The sequence below is a fragment of the Mesorhizobium sp. WSM4829 genome (genome assembly GCF_055811475.1).
In genome coordinates, this window is the sequence record NZ_JBVVQJ010000001.1 from 401827 (window position 1) to 417756 (window position 15930).

At 62.8% G+C, this 15930-nt stretch carries 15 protein-coding genes; 1 reads left to right on the forward strand and 14 read right to left on the reverse strand.

All coding sequences use genetic code 11. The features are described 5' to 3' along the window. Window positions 1-48 precede the first annotated feature (48 nt). The 4 genes from iolE to AC0L17_RS01815 form a co-directional block, all read right to left on the reverse strand. Entirely contained in the window at window positions 49-966 is a 918-nt protein-coding gene (gene iolE / locus AC0L17_RS01800) for a myo-inosose-2 dehydratase (RefSeq protein ID WP_473514527.1), read from the reverse strand. A gap of 44 nt (window positions 967-1010) precedes the next feature. Further along, window positions 1011-2861, reverse strand: coding sequence for a 3D-(3,5/4)-trihydroxycyclohexane-1,2-dione acylhydrolase (decyclizing) (gene iolD, locus AC0L17_RS01805; RefSeq protein WP_473514528.1), 1851 nt, complete (start codon window positions 2859-2861; stop codon window positions 1011-1013). Window positions 2862-2896: 35 nt separating this feature from the next. Next, on the reverse strand, window positions 2897-4831 hold the full coding sequence (locus AC0L17_RS01810) for a bifunctional 5-dehydro-2-deoxygluconokinase/5-dehydro-2-deoxyphosphogluconate aldolase (protein ID WP_473514529.1): 1935 nt from the start codon (window positions 4829-4831) through the stop codon (window positions 2897-2899). A 130-nt stretch (window positions 4832-4961) separates the two neighbouring features. Then, on the reverse strand, window positions 4962-5807 hold the full coding sequence (locus AC0L17_RS01815) for a MurR/RpiR family transcriptional regulator (protein WP_473514608.1): 846 nt from the start codon (window positions 5805-5807) through the stop codon (window positions 4962-4964). 154 nt (window positions 5808-5961) lie between these two features. Between AC0L17_RS01815 and AC0L17_RS01820 the strand changes: the two genes are divergently transcribed. After that, the gene (locus AC0L17_RS01820) at window positions 5962-7071 is read left to right on the forward strand and encodes a Gfo/Idh/MocA family protein (RefSeq protein ID WP_473514530.1); all 1110 of its coding nucleotides are present in this window, start codon (window positions 5962-5964) and stop codon (window positions 7069-7071) included. Between the two features lie 215 nt (window positions 7072-7286). Here AC0L17_RS01820 and AC0L17_RS01825 read toward each other — a convergent pair whose 3' ends face one another. From AC0L17_RS01825 to AC0L17_RS01870, 10 genes are all read right to left on the reverse strand, one after another. Further along, window positions 7287-8378: a 3-deoxy-7-phosphoheptulonate synthase gene (locus AC0L17_RS01825; protein ID WP_473514531.1), complete on the reverse strand. Its 1092-nt coding sequence runs from the start codon at window positions 8376-8378 to the stop codon at window positions 7287-7289. Window positions 8379-8466: 88 nt separating this feature from the next. Next, window positions 8467-8658 (reverse strand): hypothetical protein, encoded by a 192-nt coding sequence (locus AC0L17_RS01830; RefSeq protein ID WP_473514532.1) that lies wholly within the window; start codon window positions 8656-8658, stop codon window positions 8467-8469. Window positions 8659-8676: 18 nt separating this feature from the next. After that, window positions 8677-9099 carry a PIN domain-containing protein gene (locus AC0L17_RS01835; protein ID WP_473514533.1) on the reverse strand — a complete coding sequence of 141 codons (423 nt, stop codon included), beginning with the start codon at window positions 9097-9099 and terminating at the stop codon, window positions 8677-8679. Next, on the reverse strand, window positions 9096-9362 hold the full coding sequence (locus AC0L17_RS01840) for a type II toxin-antitoxin system prevent-host-death family antitoxin (RefSeq protein WP_473514534.1): 267 nt from the start codon (window positions 9360-9362) through the stop codon (window positions 9096-9098). Before AC0L17_RS01840 ends, AC0L17_RS01835 begins: the two co-directional genes overlap by 4 nt. Window positions 9363-9481: 119 nt before the next feature. Further along, window positions 9482-10276: an SDR family oxidoreductase gene (locus AC0L17_RS01845; RefSeq protein ID WP_473514535.1), complete on the reverse strand. Its 795-nt coding sequence runs from the start codon at window positions 10274-10276 to the stop codon at window positions 9482-9484. 23 nt (window positions 10277-10299) lie between these two features. Continuing rightward, window positions 10300-11301 (reverse strand): inositol 2-dehydrogenase, encoded by a 1002-nt coding sequence (iolG, locus tag AC0L17_RS01850; protein ID WP_473514536.1) that lies wholly within the window; start codon window positions 11299-11301, stop codon window positions 10300-10302. Between the two features lie 129 nt (window positions 11302-11430). Further along, entirely contained in the window at window positions 11431-12198 is a 768-nt protein-coding gene (locus AC0L17_RS01855) for an ATP-binding cassette domain-containing protein (RefSeq protein WP_128182594.1), read from the reverse strand. Between the two features lie 2 nt (window positions 12199-12200). Then, on the reverse strand, window positions 12201-13277 hold the full coding sequence (locus AC0L17_RS01860) for an ABC transporter permease (RefSeq protein ID WP_473514537.1): 1077 nt from the start codon (window positions 13275-13277) through the stop codon (window positions 12201-12203). Window positions 13278-13540: 263 nt separating this feature from the next. Beyond that, window positions 13541-14482 (reverse strand): sugar ABC transporter substrate-binding protein, encoded by a 942-nt coding sequence (locus AC0L17_RS01865; RefSeq protein ID WP_077374705.1) that lies wholly within the window; start codon window positions 14480-14482, stop codon window positions 13541-13543. 371 nt (window positions 14483-14853) lie between these two features. Beyond that, window positions 14854-15885, reverse strand: coding sequence for a LacI family DNA-binding transcriptional regulator (locus AC0L17_RS01870; RefSeq protein WP_023796930.1), 1032 nt, complete (start codon window positions 15883-15885; stop codon window positions 14854-14856). Window positions 15886-15930 lie beyond the last annotated feature (45 nt).

The following is a 15930-nucleotide window of genomic DNA, read 5'->3' on the forward strand; positions in this document are numbered from 1 at the left end:
CGGATCAGCTCCCGCATCGGATCACCCCGTTGCCGGGAATAGACTCGCTCAAGCATTGGGGAAGCCCTGCGTTTCAACCGTGTAGCCGGCGTCCGTCATCACCCGCATCAATTCCTTGTAGCCGACTTGCGCCATCTTGAGCGGCGGATTCTTCTTGGGATCCTGCTCGGCCTCGACCACGAACCAGCCTTCATAGCCGTAGTTCGCCAGCCTTTCCACGATGGCACCAAAATCCAGCGACCCGTCGCCCGGCACCGTGAAGGCGCCAAGCGCCACGGCATCGAGGAAGGATTGCTTCTGGCGATCGAGCTTTTCGATCACCTCCATGCGAACGTCCTTGACATGGACATGATTGATGCGCCGGTGATGGTTGTCGATGGCGCGCAGCACGTCACCGCCGGCAAAGGCCAGATGGCCGGCGTCGAGCAGCAATGGAATGCCTTCTCCCGAATGGCGCATGAAGGCGTCGAGCTCCGGCTCGGTCTCGACGACCGCTGCCATATGATGGTGGTAGGAGAGCGGCATGCCCTGCTCGGCGCACCATTCGCCGAACTGCGTGAGACGCCTCGCATAGGCTTTCATCTCGTCCTCCGAAAGCCTCGGCTTGGTGGCGAGCGGCTTTGAGCGGTCACCCTGGATGGAGCGGCCGACCTCGCCATAGACGATGCAGGGCGCGTCCACCGCCTTGAACAGATCGATCATCGGCTGGATGCGATTCTTGTTCCTGGCCATGTCTTCGTCGACCAGAGTACCGGAGAACCAGCCGCCGCAGAGCGTCACGTCGGCCTTCTTCAGGATCGGCAGCATGATTTTCGGATCACTGGGAAAACGGCGGCCCATTTCCATGCCGGTGAAGCCCGCCGAGCGCGACTGCGCCAAGCATTCCTCCAGCGACACGTCATCGCTGAGTTCCGCAAGATCGTCGTTCCACCATGCAATGGGGGACATGCCCAGTTTGGCTTTCAAGTCGGCACTCCAATGTCAGTTCGTTCAATTTTCATTCGCCGACATCAATCACCAACACTCTGCATCCGCCGCTTTTCTTCATAGGCTTTGCGTGCGGCGTTGACCTGCGGCCGCGAAGAAACTTCCGGCACGGCGACGTCCCACCAATGGCCGCCGACATCGGTCGACACCAGTGGGTCGGTGTCGATGACCAGTACCGTCGTCTTGCTATTGTCTTTTGCTTTTGTCAGCGCCGTTTCCAACCCGGCGATCGACGAAACTTTCTCGGCGATGGCGCCGAGGCTTGCCGCATGCGCGGCGAAGTCGATGTCGGGCATAATCTCGTGGCGGGCGTCCTTCAGCAGATTGTTGAAGTTGGCGCCGCCGGTTGCCATCTGCAGCCGGTTGATGCAGCCGTAGCCCCTGTTGTCGAGCAGCACGATGGTCAGCTTGAGGCCGAGCATGACCGAGGTTGCGATCTCGGAATTGAGCATCAGATAGGAGCCGTCGCCGATCATGACGACGACCTCTTCGTCGGGCTTCGCCATCTTGACGCCGAGCCCGCCAGCGATCTCGTAGCCCATGGTCGAGAAGCCGTATTCGGCGTGGTAGGAGCCGGGCGCGCCCGCCTGCCAGAGCTTGTGCAATTCGCCGGGCAGGCCGCCGGCGGCATGAAGCAATATCACGTCGGAGCCCATGGCACGCTGCACGGCGCCGATCACCTGCGCATCCGACGGGTAGGCGGCATTGGTCGAGGCCGTCACCTTGCCGGCTTCGGCCTGCCATTCTTTCTTCCCCCCGGCCGCATTATCGGTCCAGGCTGCCGGCGCCTGCCAGCCGTTCAGCGCCGCGCCGAGTTCGGCCAGCCCTTCCGCCGCATCGGCGACCAGCGGCAGCGCCTGGTGCTTGCCCGCGTCGAAAGGCTGGACGTTCAGCCCGATGATGGTCTTGCCGGAATTCTTGAACAGCGCCCACGAGCCGGTGGTGAAATCCTGCAGCCTGGTGCCGACGGCGAGCACGACATCGGCTTCTTCAGCCAGCCGGTTGGCCGCCAAAGTGCCGGTGACGCCGACCGCCGCCATGTTGAGCGGATGATCGTCCGGCAGCGAGGATTTGCCGCCCTGCGTCTCGCAGACCGGGATGCCGGCGCCTTGCGCCAGCTGCGCCAGTTCGCCGGAAGCCTGCGAATAGAGCACGCCGCCGCCGGCAATCACCAAGGGCTTTGTTGCCGCCTTCAGCGCCGCCACGGCGGCCGCCAATTCCCCACGGTCCGGACGCGGCCGGCGCTGATGCCAGACCCGTTCGGCAAAGAAGCTCTCGGGGTAATCAAAGGCCTCGGCCTGCACGTCCTGGCAGAGCGCCAAGGTCACCGGTCCGCATTCGGCCGGATCGGTCAGCACCTGCATCGCACGGTTGAGCGCCGGGATGATCTGCTCGGGCCGGGTGATGCGGTCGAAATAGCGCGACACCGGCCGGAAGCAGTCATTGACCGTCGCCGTTCCGTCGGAAAAATCCTCTGCCTGCTGCAGGACGGGATCGGGGATACGATTGGCGAAGACGTCGCCGGGGAGAAACAGGACGGGCAACCGGTTTACATGCGCAAGTGCCGCCGCCGTCACCATGTTGAGCGCGCCGGGGCCGATCGAACTGGTCGCCGCCATGAACCGGCGGCGGAAATTGGCCTTGGCATAGGCGATCGCCGCATGCGCCATGGCCTGTTCGTTGTGGGCGCGAAAAGTCGGCAATTCGTCGCGCACCTGATAAAGCGCCTCGCCGATGCCGGCGACATTGCCGTGGCCGAAGATCGCCCAGACGCCGCCGAAGATCGGCATTTTCCTGCCGTCGATCTCGGTCATCTGGCAGCCGAGAAAGCGGGTCAGCGCCTGCGCCATCGTCAGGCGGATTGTCTTGGTCATGTTGTTTTCCTCCGCAGTCCTTGTGCCGCGCCTTCTTATGCTGCTTTGCGGCCGCGCGCGGCAAGCCATGCCTCGGTCAGCCCCTCGAAGCGCGACGCCATGTCGGCCACCGCCTCCTCGTCCGTCATCTTGCCGGCAAGCCATTGTTCGGCCGCGTTGATGAAGATGGTGCGACCGACGGCGAAGCCCTTGACGATGGGCGCCTTGGCGGTGGCGGCAAAGGCCGCTTCCAGCTCGTCCTGCGGCGCTTCGAGGCCGAGCAGCACAACCCCGCGGCACCACGGATCGTTCTTCAGGATCACCGCTTCGATCTTCGCCCAGGCCCCGGCTGAGGCCTGCGGTTCAAGCTTCCACCAGTCGGGCTTGATATCAAGCGAATAGAGTTCCTCCAGCGCCCGCGGGATCGTCGTGTCGTCGAGCTCGCCGTGCTTGCCGGCGATGATTTCGATGAGAAGTTCTCTGCCTACTTTCCGCGCGGCCCCGAACAGGCTTTTGAGCTTCTGCTGCTGCTCGGTCTTCAGCGCCTCCGGGTCGTCGGGGTGGTAGAAGCACAGGCACTTGATGCAATGGTCGACCGGCCACTCGATCAGTTGCGAGCCGATATCCTGCGAGAATTCGAAACGAAGCGGCCGCGATCCGGGCATTTCGACTGGCCGGCCGAGCCAGGCGAAAGGATGGCGGGCGAATTCGAACATCGCCTCGCGGCCGTATTTTTCGTCGAGCAGCATGCCGTAGCCGGCGCGGCCGGCGGCAACCTTTGCCGCCGCCTTGACCGTCAGCACCTTGAAATCATGGATGCGCGACGGGTCGGCGCCTGCCTTCGCGGCGACGTCGTCAAGCTGGATGCGGTGATCGCAGGCCAGCGCCATCAGCGAGGGAATGTCGCGTCGGCGCGTCGTCGCCCAATGGATATGGTTGATCGCCTCGTCCTTGCGCAGCGCCAGGTGCCTGCTGCCGTTCTTCAGGAAGAACTGCAATTCCTCGAAGGTCGGGTATTCCGGTGCACAGAGCAGCCGCGACACGGCGAAGGCGCCGCAGGCGTTGGCCCAGGTCGCTGCCGTCTCCAAGCTTTCGCCGCCGAGCCAGCCGCGCAAAAAACCCGACATGAAGGCATCGCCGGCGCCGAGCACATTGTAGACCTCGATCGGAAAACCCTTGCCAACGATCCCGTCCTCGAGGTCGTCGCTGATCGGCCCGTCATAGACGATGCAGCCCATGGCGCCGCGCTTCAAGACGATCGTGGCCTTGGACAGCGAGCGGATCGTCTTCAACGCGCTCAGGCAATCATCGGCACCGGAGGCGATCATGATCTCTTCTTCGGTGCCGACGATCAGGTCGCAGTCGGGCAGCACTGTCTTCAGCTGGGCGGAGACCCGGTCGGATTTCACATAGCGCTCGAAGCCTTCGGCATGGCCGGCTAGGCCCCACAGATTAGGGCGGTAGTCGATGTCGAACACCACTTTGCCGCCCGTGGCCTTGATGGCACGGATCGCCTTGCGCTGCGCGGCGTCGCTGTTGGGCCGCGAAAAATGCGTGCCGGTGACGACGATGGCGCGTGCCGAAGCGATGAACGTCTCATCGATGTCGTCTTCCGAAAGCGCCATGTCGGCGCAGTCGGTGCGATAGAAGATCATCGGCGACACGCCCTCGTCCTCGACCGACAGCAGCACCAGCGCGGTCAGCCGGTCCGGATCGGTCCTGAGGCCGTCAACCGAAACCCCTTCGCGCGTCAACTGCTCGCGGATGAAGCGGCCCATCTGCTCGTCGCCGACGCGGGTGAGCAGCGCCGAGCGCAGGCCGAGCCTCGCCGTGCCGACCGAAATGTTGGCCGGACAGCCGCCGACCGACTTGGCAAAGGAGGTGATGTCCTCCAGGCGCGAGCCGATCTGCTGGCCATAAAGATCGACCGAGGCGCGGCCGATGGTGATGACGTCGAGCGGCGCATGTTTCGCGTCCACGGCTTCGCTCATTCGAACCTCCCATCAGCCTTGTTGTCTTGGGTAACACGCGCGAGCGGCAGCGTGGCGCCGGCAATATGAAATAATAATTCCAATCGATAGTCAATATGGAACGAGCGTTCCTTTGCCGAAAAGTAGCCCGTCAGGCCTTGCGCTTCCCGCCGGAGTCGCGCCGCTTTTCGCCGACCGCAACGGTCAGCGCCATGGCCAGCGCCATCGTCGCCGACAGCGAGCGGAAGCCGGCGAAATCGGCCTCGGCGACCTCGAACCAGACTCTGGCAAACTGGGCGAGCGGGGAAAAGGAACTGTCGGTGATCGCTACGATCGGAACGCCTTGCTCCGAGATGACGCGCGCCTCCTCAATGGTCGCCGGGGCATAAGGCGAGAAACTGATGGCGATGACGGCATCCCTGGGCGAGGCAAAGCTGATCATCTCGGCGTTGAGGCCGGCGGCTGATTCGATCAGCTGGTTGCGGATCTTGAGCTTGCCCAGCGCATAGGCGATGTAGGAGGCGACCGGATAGGAGCGGCGCTTGGCCAGCACATAAATCGTCTCCGCCTTCGCCAGCAAGGCGATGGCAGCTTCGAAATGGTCTTCGTTCAACCTGCCTGAAATATCGTTGAGCGAGGTGCTCGCCGCGGCGACGAAGCCGTCGAAAATCGCCCGGTGACCGGCGCCTTCCTCGGCCTTGGCGCGCAATGCCGCCAGCCTTTCATCATAAGACGAATTGCGCTCGCGCAGGCGCTCACGAAACACCAGTTGCAGGCTGGTGAAGCCGTCGAAGCCGAGCTGCTGGGCGAAGCGGATCAAGGTCGAAGGCTGGACGCCGGCGGAGGCGGCGATGCTGGCGGCGGTGCCGAAGGCAATATCGTCGGGATTGTCGAGCGCATAGGCGGCGATCTGCGCGATGCGCTTGGGCAGGCTCTGGCGCCGTTCCAGGATCGTCGTACGCAGCGTCTCGAAATCGCGGGGCACCCGTTCGTCCATCGTCGCTTCGCCCAGGTCCATCAGTCGATGCCGTGTGATGCCCCATCATAGCGAGCCTGTGCAAGAAGGCCATAAAAAATGAGCCATGCGTTCCATTTCTGGAAAAAATGGACTAATTCATCCACACAACCTTTCTGGCAGCGGAGACAAGGAAATGGTCGGAGTCGGTCTTATCGGCACGGGGTTCATGGGCAAGTGCCACGCCATCGCCTGGAACGCGGTCGGCACCGTCTTTCCGGATGTGGCCAAGCCTAGGCTGGTCCATCTCGGCGAGGTCGATGACGACCTTGCCAAGCGCCGGGCGACCGAGTTCGGCTTCGCCAAGGGCTCCGGCGACTGGCGCGCCGTCGTCGATGACCCGGACGTCGATATCGTCTCGCTGACCACGCCGAACCAGTTCCACCCGGAGATGGCCATCGCCATCCTCGAAGCCGGCAAGCATCTGTGGTGCGAAAAACCGATGGCGCCGAGCTTTGCCGAGGCGCAAGCCATGGCGGCGGCGGCCAAAAAATCCGGCAAGGTGGCCGCGCTCGGCTACAACTACATCCAGAATCCGGCGATCCGCCATATCGGTGCGCTGCTCGACGAGAAGATCCTCGGTGAAGTCAACCATCTGCGCATCGAGATGGACGAGGATTTCATGGCCGACCCGGAGGCGCTGTTCTTCTGGAAGCACGAGGCCGCGTCCGGTTACGGCGCGCTCGACGATTTCGCCGTGCATCCGTTGTCGCTGGTCTCGGTGCTGTTCGGCCGCGTCGCCCGCGTCATGTGCGACATGGCAAAACCCTATGCCGATCGCCGCGTCGCATCAGGCGGGCGCCGGGCGGTCGAGACCTACGACATCGCCAGCGTGCTGATGCATCTCGCAAACGGCATTGCCGGCACACTGCTGGTCAACCGTTCGGCCTGGGGCCGCAAGGGCCGGATCGCCATTCAGATCTTCGGCTCGAAGGGCTCGATCCTGTACGACCAGGAGCAGATGAACGAGTTCCAGCTTTACCTGACAGCCGACCGCCCGACCGAGCAAGGCTATCGCACCATCCTGGTTGCGCCGCACCACAAGCCCTACGACGCCTTCCTGCCGGCACCCGGCCACGGTCTCGGTTTCAACGACCTCAAGATCATCGAATGCCGCGAGCTTTTGACGCGGCTGGCCGGCAAGCCGGCGCGGATCATCGATTTCGACGAAGGCCTTGAGATCGAGCGCACGGTGCATGCCATGGCGCGCTCGTTCGAGGAACAGCGCTGGATGGATGTGAGGTAGTGGTTCGCCGACGTTGGTTCTCCCTTCTCCCCTTGTGGGAGAAGGTGGCCGAGCGAAGCTCGGTCGGATGAGGGGTGTTGGCCGGATCGCTGCTTTGAAGTTTTAAGCACTTAATATCATTCAATATTTTAGCGCATCGTTCCTTCCAGCACCCCTCATCCGGCTCGGCGCTGCGCGCCGATCCACCTTCTCCCACAAGGGGAGAAGGGAAGTGCTCAAGCGGCGCCCGGCCGGCTCTCCATCAGGGCGCGTCGCGCTGATCGGCGCCGCTCGACGGCGTCGGCAAGGCCGTGCAGCACCGTCTCGGTGGTTGTCCAGTCGATGCAGCCGTCGGTGATGCTCTGGCCATAGACGAGCGGCTTGCCGGGCATGACCTCCTGCCGTCCGGCGACGAGGTTGCTCTCGATCATGACGCCGATGATGCGTTCGTCGCCTGCCGCGACCTGGCCCGCGACGTCGGCCGCCACCGTCGGCTGGTTCTCCGGCTTCTTGTTGCTGTTGGCGTGGCTGACGTCGATCATCAGCCGTGGTGCTACGCCGATCCGGCCGAGTTCCGCGCGGGCGGCAGCTATGCTCGTTGCGTCATAATTCGGCATGATGCCGCCGCGCAGGATGACGTGGCAGTCCTCGTTGCCGGTGGTCGTCGCGATGGCGCTGCGCCCGCCCTTCGTCACCGCCATGAAATGGTGCGGCTGGGCGGCGGACTTCACCGCCTCGGCGGCGATCCGCAAATTGCCGTCGGTGCCGTTCTTGAAGCCGACCGGGCAGGACAGGCCGGATGCGAGTTCGCGATGGATTTGGCTCTCTGTCGTGCGCGCGCCGATCGCGCCCCAGGCGACGAGGTCGGCAATGTATTGCGGGGTGGCCATGTCGAGGAATTCGGTCGCCGCCGGAAGGCCAAGATTGTTGACCGCAGAGAGCACGTTGCGGGCCATCCGCAGGCCCTTGTCGATGTCGAAGCTGCCGTCCAGGTCGGGATCGTTGATCAGGCCCTTCCAGCCAACCGTCGTGCGCGGCTTCTCGAAATACACGCGCATCACGATTTCCAGCCGGTCCGACAGGCTCTCGCGCAGCGCCGCCAGCCGGCTGGCATAGTCGACGGCAGCGACCGGGTCGTGGATCGAACAGGGGCCGACGACGACGACCAGCCGATCGTCGGCGCCGGTCAGCACGGCGTGGATAGCGTTGCGTGACGCGACAACGGTGCGCGTCGCCGTCAGCGTGCGCGGTATCTCCCGCATCACGTCGTCCGGCGTACTCAGCTCTCGGATTTCCTTGACCCGAAGATCATCTGTGGTGGTCAACACGGCTTTCTGCTCCTGGTTGGGAGACCTGCCGGCTGAAACAAAAAAGCCGCCAGGTCTGGCGGCTGTTCGGATGTTGTTGCTGCAATCTTCAGATCGAGCGCAATCCTCCCGCCGCCAGCGAGCTGCCATAGCTAAAGTACCAGAACGAGGCGGTCAGGTGGATCATTCCAGCCCTATAGCCGAAGCCGGGGCGCTTGTCACGCATCCAGGCGAGATTGGGGAACAGGTCTTCTCCGTCCTGAAGCGCACCCCTCCTTGCCTCGGGTCGCTTGAGGCCCAACATGCTGCGCCAAGCGGTTCATGCAGTCCAGGGATTGAAGAGTGCGATTTCAAAGCCTTCGAAATCATTCGTATTGCGCGTTGCCAAGGTGAGCTCCTGCGCGATCGCGGTGGCTGCAATCAGGCCGTCCATCGACGACAGACCGCGACCGCGGCGCTTCGCAAGGCCCATCAGGTCTCCCCAGGCCAAGGCAACCGGTTCGTCCACAGGAAGAACCCGCTGTTCGAAACGCTGCGGCAGGTCTTGGGCGAGCCATTGGGCCAATGCCTCGCGTTTCCGGCCCTCATCCATGAGGGCGACGCCGCGTCGGATCTCGGCGATCGACACGACGCTGATGAATGAGCGGTCCTCATCAAGTCCGTCCAGCCAGTCCAGAACGCGTGCGTTCGGCGCCGGCCTTGTCACCTCTGACAGGACATTCGTATCGAGCAGTAGCCTCACAGCGGCAGATCACGCGGTTCGTCGCGCTGACGCTCAAGGTTGAGATCGGTGCCGCGCAGCGGCGACTCCAGCAGGAACTCCGCAAGCGTACCCTTGCGTACGGTCTTTCGCTGCCATTCCTCGATCGAGACCACAACCACGCTTGGTTTGCCGTTTCTGGTGATCGTCTGCGGCGAAGACTGCGCACGCTCGATAACCTCCGAGAGCCGGGCTTTTGCCCCAGCGACGGTCCAATTGCTATCCTCTTTGGGCTCAGACAGCATTTCGACCTCCGTGACCACTTTGACCAACTTGACTATATATGGGAATGGCGATACGGCGGCAACAGGGAAGGAGAGCGGTTTTCAGAGCCCGGGTGCCTTGGTGAGTTTGGTGGAACCGATCATTCCGGCGAAGACCCTGCAATGGTTTGGTCGTAGTCGACCAGCGAGCCGGTCATGACGCCGGACTGCGGGCTGATCATATAGCTGATCAGCCGGGCAAGCTGCGCCGGCTTCACCAACTGGCCCATCGGCTGCGCTGCCTCGGCCTTTTCCAGCCAGTCGTCCGGCGCGTCGTGCCATTTCTTCTGCACGATCGCCTCGCCCTCGGTATCCATCCAGCCGGGCAGCACGGCGTTGCAGCGGATGCGATTGCTGCGATAGGCATTGGCGACATTCTTGGTCAGCGTCGCCAGTGCGCCCTTGCTCGACGAGTAGGGCGCCAGGAACGACTGGCCGCAATGCGCCGACATCGAAACCACGTTGACGATCGAGCCAGGCGCCTTGCGGTCGAGCAGATGCGCCACCACACCCTGCATCAGGAAGAAGGGGCCGCGCACATTGGTCTGGAAGGTCTGGTCAAAAAGATCCTCGGAGGTCTCGACCAGTGAGCCGCGGGCCGAGGTGGCGGCGGCGTTGACCAGCGCATTGACGGTGCCGAAATGAGCGATCGCGGTTTCCACGACCCGCTTGCAATCGGCCACCACCGAGACGTCGGCGCTGATGAAGATGGCCTCGACGCCGTCTTTCGCAAGTGCGGCGACCGCCTTGTCGCCCTTCTCCCTGGAACGGCCGACCAGCGCCAGCGCGCGGCAGCCCTCGTCGGCCAGCGCCTCGGCGACGGCGAAGCCGATGCCTTGCGCGCCGCCGGTGACGATGGCGCGTGTTTGTGAATTGCGACCGGCGGAACCGTTCATCGCCTTGCTCCTGTGCTTGATGGTCAGACTGTCTTGTCGAGGCGGACGGTCTTGCCTTCCCTCGCCGATTTCAGCGCCGCGTCCGCCAGCCGCAGCGCAACCAGCCCGTCCGCACCGCTTGGCGCCGCCTTGTTGCCTGACGTCGCCGCCGCGATGAAGGCGGCGATCTCGTTGGCATAGGCGTCGAGGTAGCGGGTCATGAAGAAGTCGTGCAGCGGCGGGCGCGTATAGCCCTTTTCATTGGCCAGTTCGATCGACACCGGCCGCTGGTTCTCGGCCGCCACCATGCCTTTCGAGCCATGCACCTCGATGCGCTGGTCGTAGCCATAAGTGGCGCGTCGCGAATTGGAGATGATGCACTGCTTGCCGGAGGCGGTTTCGAGGATGACGCTGACGCTGTCGAAGTCGCCGGCCTCGCCGATCTTCTTGTCGACCAGCACCGAGGCATGGGCGCTGACCGCCACCGGCTCCTCGCCGAGCAGGAAGCGCGCCATATCGAAATCATGGATGGTCATGTCGCGGAAGATGCCGCCCGAGCGGCCGATATAGTCGAGCGGCGGCGGGCCGGGATCGCGCGACGTGATGGTCACCATCTCGACCGTGCCGATGGCGCCGTCGTCGATCGCCTTGCGCACGGCGGCGAAATGCGGATCGAAGCGGCGGTTGAAGCCGACCATCAAAGTGGCGCCGGCCTTGTCGACCACGGCCAGGCATTCTTCCACTCGGCCGGCGTCAAGGTCGATCGGCTTCTCGCAGAAGATCGCCTTGCCGGCCTTGGCGAACCGCTCGATCAGATCGGCATGGGTGTCGGTCGGCGTGCAGATGATGACCGCATCGATATCCCCGGCTTTTTCGATGGCGTCGATGCTGCGCACTTCCGCGCCATAGGCCGACGCCAGATCGGTCGCCGCCTTCTCGAATGCATCGGCAACTGCGACCAGCCTGGCCTGCGGATTGGAACCCACGGCGCGGGCGTGGACCTTGCCGATGCGGCCGGCGCCGAGAAGAGCGAAGCGGAGAGACATGGAAATTTCCTTTGGGATGGTTCGAAATGGAAGTGCGTCTTTACTGCACCGTTCAGGGCTAGGCGCAGTAGATTTTCTTATTTCGGCTGATCGGCGACGGGCCGATGACCCGCCGCGCCGGCATCCGCCCTAAGCCGCAAGTTCCGCCTCTCCGGTCTTGGCGCCGGTGATGTATGAGACGATGTCGTTGCCGTCGGTGTCCTGCTTGCGCAGGTTGGCGACGATGCGGCCGCGCCTGAACACGACGATGCGGTCGACGAGGTCGAACACCTGGCGCATGTTGTGGCTGATCAGGATCAGCGGCTCGCCATTGGCCTTCAGTGTGCGGATGATGTTTTCTACCTGCATCGTCTCCTGCACACCAAGTGCTGCCGTCGGCTCATCCATGATGATGAGCTTGGATGCGAAAGTCGCGGTTCTGGCGATTGCCACGCACTGGCGCTGGCCGCCTGACATGTGGCGGATGGTGTTGGAAAGATTGGGAATCTTCACCGCCGTGCGGATCAGCGCTGCCTCTGTCGCCTTGCGCATGAACTTGCGATCGAGGATCGAGAAAGGCCCGAGATTGAACAGCACCTTTTCGCGGCCGAGAAACAGGTTCGACGGCACGTCGAGATCGTCGGCAAGCGCCAGGTTCTGGAACACCGTCTCGATGCCCGCCTCGCGCGCCGCGATCGGGCCGGCGAAGTTGACTTCCTTGCCGTCGAACCAGATCTTGCCGCTGGTGCGCTGCTCGACGGCGGTGATCTGGCGCACGAAGGTCGATTTGCCGGCGCCATTGTCACCCATGATGGCGACATGCTCGCCCTTGCGCAGTTCGAAATTCGCGCTTTCGAGCGCATGCACGCCGCCATAGTATTTGGTCAGGTTTTCGGTCTTCAGGACGATGTCTGACATGGTCAAGCCCTCATTGCCCGCAGGCGCTGGCGCCACTGATCGAGAACGACTGCGCCGATGATGATCACGCCCTTGACCATCTCCTGGTAGTAGGCGTCGAGGCGCAGGAAGGTGAAGCCGGAGATGATGACGCCGAAGATCAGCGCACCGATCACCGTGCCGATGATCGAGCCGCGGCCGCCCGACAGCGAGACGCCGCCGATGACCGCCATGGCGATCGCGTCCAGTTCGTACATCACGCCCATGCCGGCCTGAGCAGTGAGGTTCTTGGAGCTCAGCACCACGGCGGCCAGCGCGGCGAGGATACCGGCAATGACGAAGACGAGGATCTTGTGGTTCTTGACATTTATACCGGACATGCGCGCGGCGTCCTCGTTGGAGCCGATGGCATAACAGTGCTTGCCGTACCTGGTGTATGACAGGATCAGCTGGAACAGAATTGCCAGCGATATGAAGATGATGACCGGCATCAGCCCCTTGCCGATCGCGGCGAAACTCTCGGTGGGAAACGAGATCGGCTGCCCCTTGGACCACCATTTGGCGATGCCGCGCGCCGTCACCATCATGCCGAGCGTGGCGATGAACGGCGGAATGCGCGTGTAAGCGATCAACGAGCCGTTGACCAGGCCCGCCAGCAGGCCGCAGCCGATCGCGACCAGCACCGGGACGATCACCGGCAGGTCGGTCCAGCCTTGCGCGAGGAACACCGCCTTGGGATTAGGGTTGCCGTTGACCGTCGCCACCTGGGCGAAACTCATGGCGATCATCGCCGTGGCGCCGACGATCGAACCAGAGGAAAGGTCGATGCCGCCGGAAATGATCACCTGCGTCACGCCGATGGCGATGATGCCGACGATCGACACCTGCAGGATGATGATCTGCAGGCGCGCCTCGTTGAAGATCGTATCGACATTGGGGCGGGTGTTGAACAGAAAGCTGTCGCCAAGAAAGACGCGGCCTATCAGCTCGAAGGCGCCGACCAGGATGATGAGCGCCAGGAAAACGTTGAATTCGGCAGGCCATGTCCGCTTTTTCGCATCATAGCTCAGTCCGCCGACGCCATGGGTTGTCTGTGTCAACTCTTGCTTCCTCCAACCGCATCGGCCCGAAAATCGGGATCGATTTTCGGAAAGCACGATGCGTAGTCCCAAAGTTTTAGAGCGTACTTTTGTGCGTCCAAACGGACGCACGTCGCTCTAATCGCAGTCGCCCTCCCGCCGCTTGTTTCGGCGATGAGGGAAAAGAGGGAGCGGCGCTGCCTTTTTTGTTCTTAAAACGTCGGATTTGCAAAAACCGGTCCGATGCTCTGCCGCGCCGCTCCTATCGAGAACGCTCCTCTGCCTCAGTTCTTCTGCAGGAACTTGTCGATGTTTGCCGGCGTGACCAGCTGGAAGGGGATGTAGACCTTCTGCTCAACCGCCTCGCCCTTGGAAAGCTTGAGCGCCGCGTCCAGCGCCCCGGCGCCTTGGCCGGCCGCGTCCTGGAACACGGTGACGTCGAGATCGCCCGCCTGCATCGCGGCAAGCGCGTCCTGGGTGGCGTCCACACCGCCGACGACAACCGACTTCATGTCGATGTTGGCAGCCTTCATGGCCTGGATGGCGCCGATGGCGCTCTCGTCATTGTTGGCGATCACGCCATCGAACGGCGCGCCGGTCGACAGCCAGTTGGTCATCAGGTTCTGTGCTTCCTCGCGTTTCCAGTTCGACGTCTGCTTGTCGATGATCTTGATGAAGCTGCATTCGGGAGTGGCGATCACATCGTCAATGTCCTTGGTGCGCTGCACCGCGGCCTGGTTCGACAGTTCGCCCATGATCACGTAGACATTGGCCTCGGTCTTGCCGGCTTCCTTGAACAGGCGGCAGACTTCCTGGGTCTCGAGAGTGCCTGACTCAACCTCGTTCGAAGCAACGAAAGCCTGGTTGTCCGGCAGCGTGTCGACATTGACCGGCTCGCGGTTGACATAGACGAGCGGAACGTTGGCCGCAGCGGCGGCATCCGACATTGCCTGGGTGGCCGAGGTGTCGACTGGATTGACGACAATCGCGTCGACGCCCGAGGCGACGAAGTTCTTGATCTGGTCGAGTTGCTTGGCGACGTCGTTCTGCGCGTCCTCGACCTGCAGTTCGACGCCTTCCATGCCTTTGGCCTGCTCAATCATGCCGTTGCGCAGCACGGTGAGAAAATTGTCGTCGAACAGCGCCATCGACACGCCGATTTTGGCAGCGAGGGCGGACGAGCTCATCAGCGCCAGGAATGCGGCGCCCAACAGCAGCTTTTTCATTCTATTTCTCCTCCACAGAATTGGTGTCCGGCTGCACCGATCTACCCGGAATCCCCGATCTCCCAGGGAATCTCTCCCGATTGCTTCTCCGTTTCCGATGGCGATTTCCGCGTTGGCTGGAAACGCCAAGCCCTCCGTTGAAACAGATGTTCCGGAACGAAAGAACCAAAATACCTATTTGGTGAAATATTTATTCCATTCTACTGGCGGGCGTCAAGGAGATTCCGAAAGCGGCTGCCGGTTTTTTCGGACAACGCGGCTGAGGGCCGGCAAACCTTCTGCAAGAATCCATCAGGCTGATGGTTCACATCACTGCCGACGCCCCGATCTAAACAGGATGCCTTGGCTGAGCCCAGATGTTCTGCCCGAGCCTAGATGTTTTCCGGCAGATAGATGTCGAAGGGCAGGAAGGTCTGGCCCGGCGCATTGGCGGCGCCTGCCTCGATGGCATGCACCATCAGCCCGACAAGTTCGCGGCATAGTGCTGCCAGCGGCGTCGAAATCACCATGGTCAGGATGTTGTCGGCGAGCGCCGCGCGCGATTCGGCGTTGATCTCGTTGCAGACGACCACTGGCATGTTTGCCGGCCTGGCCGCCCGTAGCGCGGAAACCGCGCCTTCCATGCCGCCGCCAGCGACATAGCAGCCGGCCAGATCCGGGTACCGCGCCAGAAGATCGATCATTGCATCATGGGTCACCTGGTTGGCTTCCAGGTTGACCAGCGTCTCCATCACTGTGAATTCCGGCGCATGCTCGCGGAAAAACGATCTGAAGCCGATCTCGCGCAGCTCATGGCCATGGAAGCGATGGCTGCCGACGAAAAGGGCGACCTTGCCGGGCTTCCTCGCCGCTCTGGCGATCATCCAGGCGGCGGTACGACCGACCTTGCGGTTGTCGAGGCCGACATAGCCCTCGCGGATGCCGGCTGCAAAGTCGGATAGCAGGGAGAAGACGGGTTGCCCCCTCGCCTTCAGGGTCTCGACGGCTGCCGTCAGCGTCGGATGGTCCGGACCGACAAGGGCGACTGCCCTGGATTTCGCCGCCAGCTTGCGCATCTGCGCGGCGATCTCGTCGGGGGCCAGCGAACTGGCGAAATCGATGGTTGCGACGCCGCGGAAGCGCTGCGATTGCGAAACAGCCAGTTCGATCTCGCGGGCGAAATCGCTGTAGAAAACATCATTGCCCCTCAGCAGCAGAAAGCCGAGCCGGTATTCCGGCAGTTCCTGGCGCATCCGCTGCTTGATCAGCCCGGCGGCGTGGTAGCCGATGCTGGTGGCGGCCTCATAGACGCGGCGCGCGGTTTCCTCGCGCACCGGCAGGCGATTGTTCAGCACCCGATCGACGGTGGCGACGCTGACCCCCGAAATACGCGCCAGATCGGTGATGGTCGGCCGCTTTGCCATACGCTTCCTGCCTGATTGCCTGGCATAGGCTATACATCATTCTGA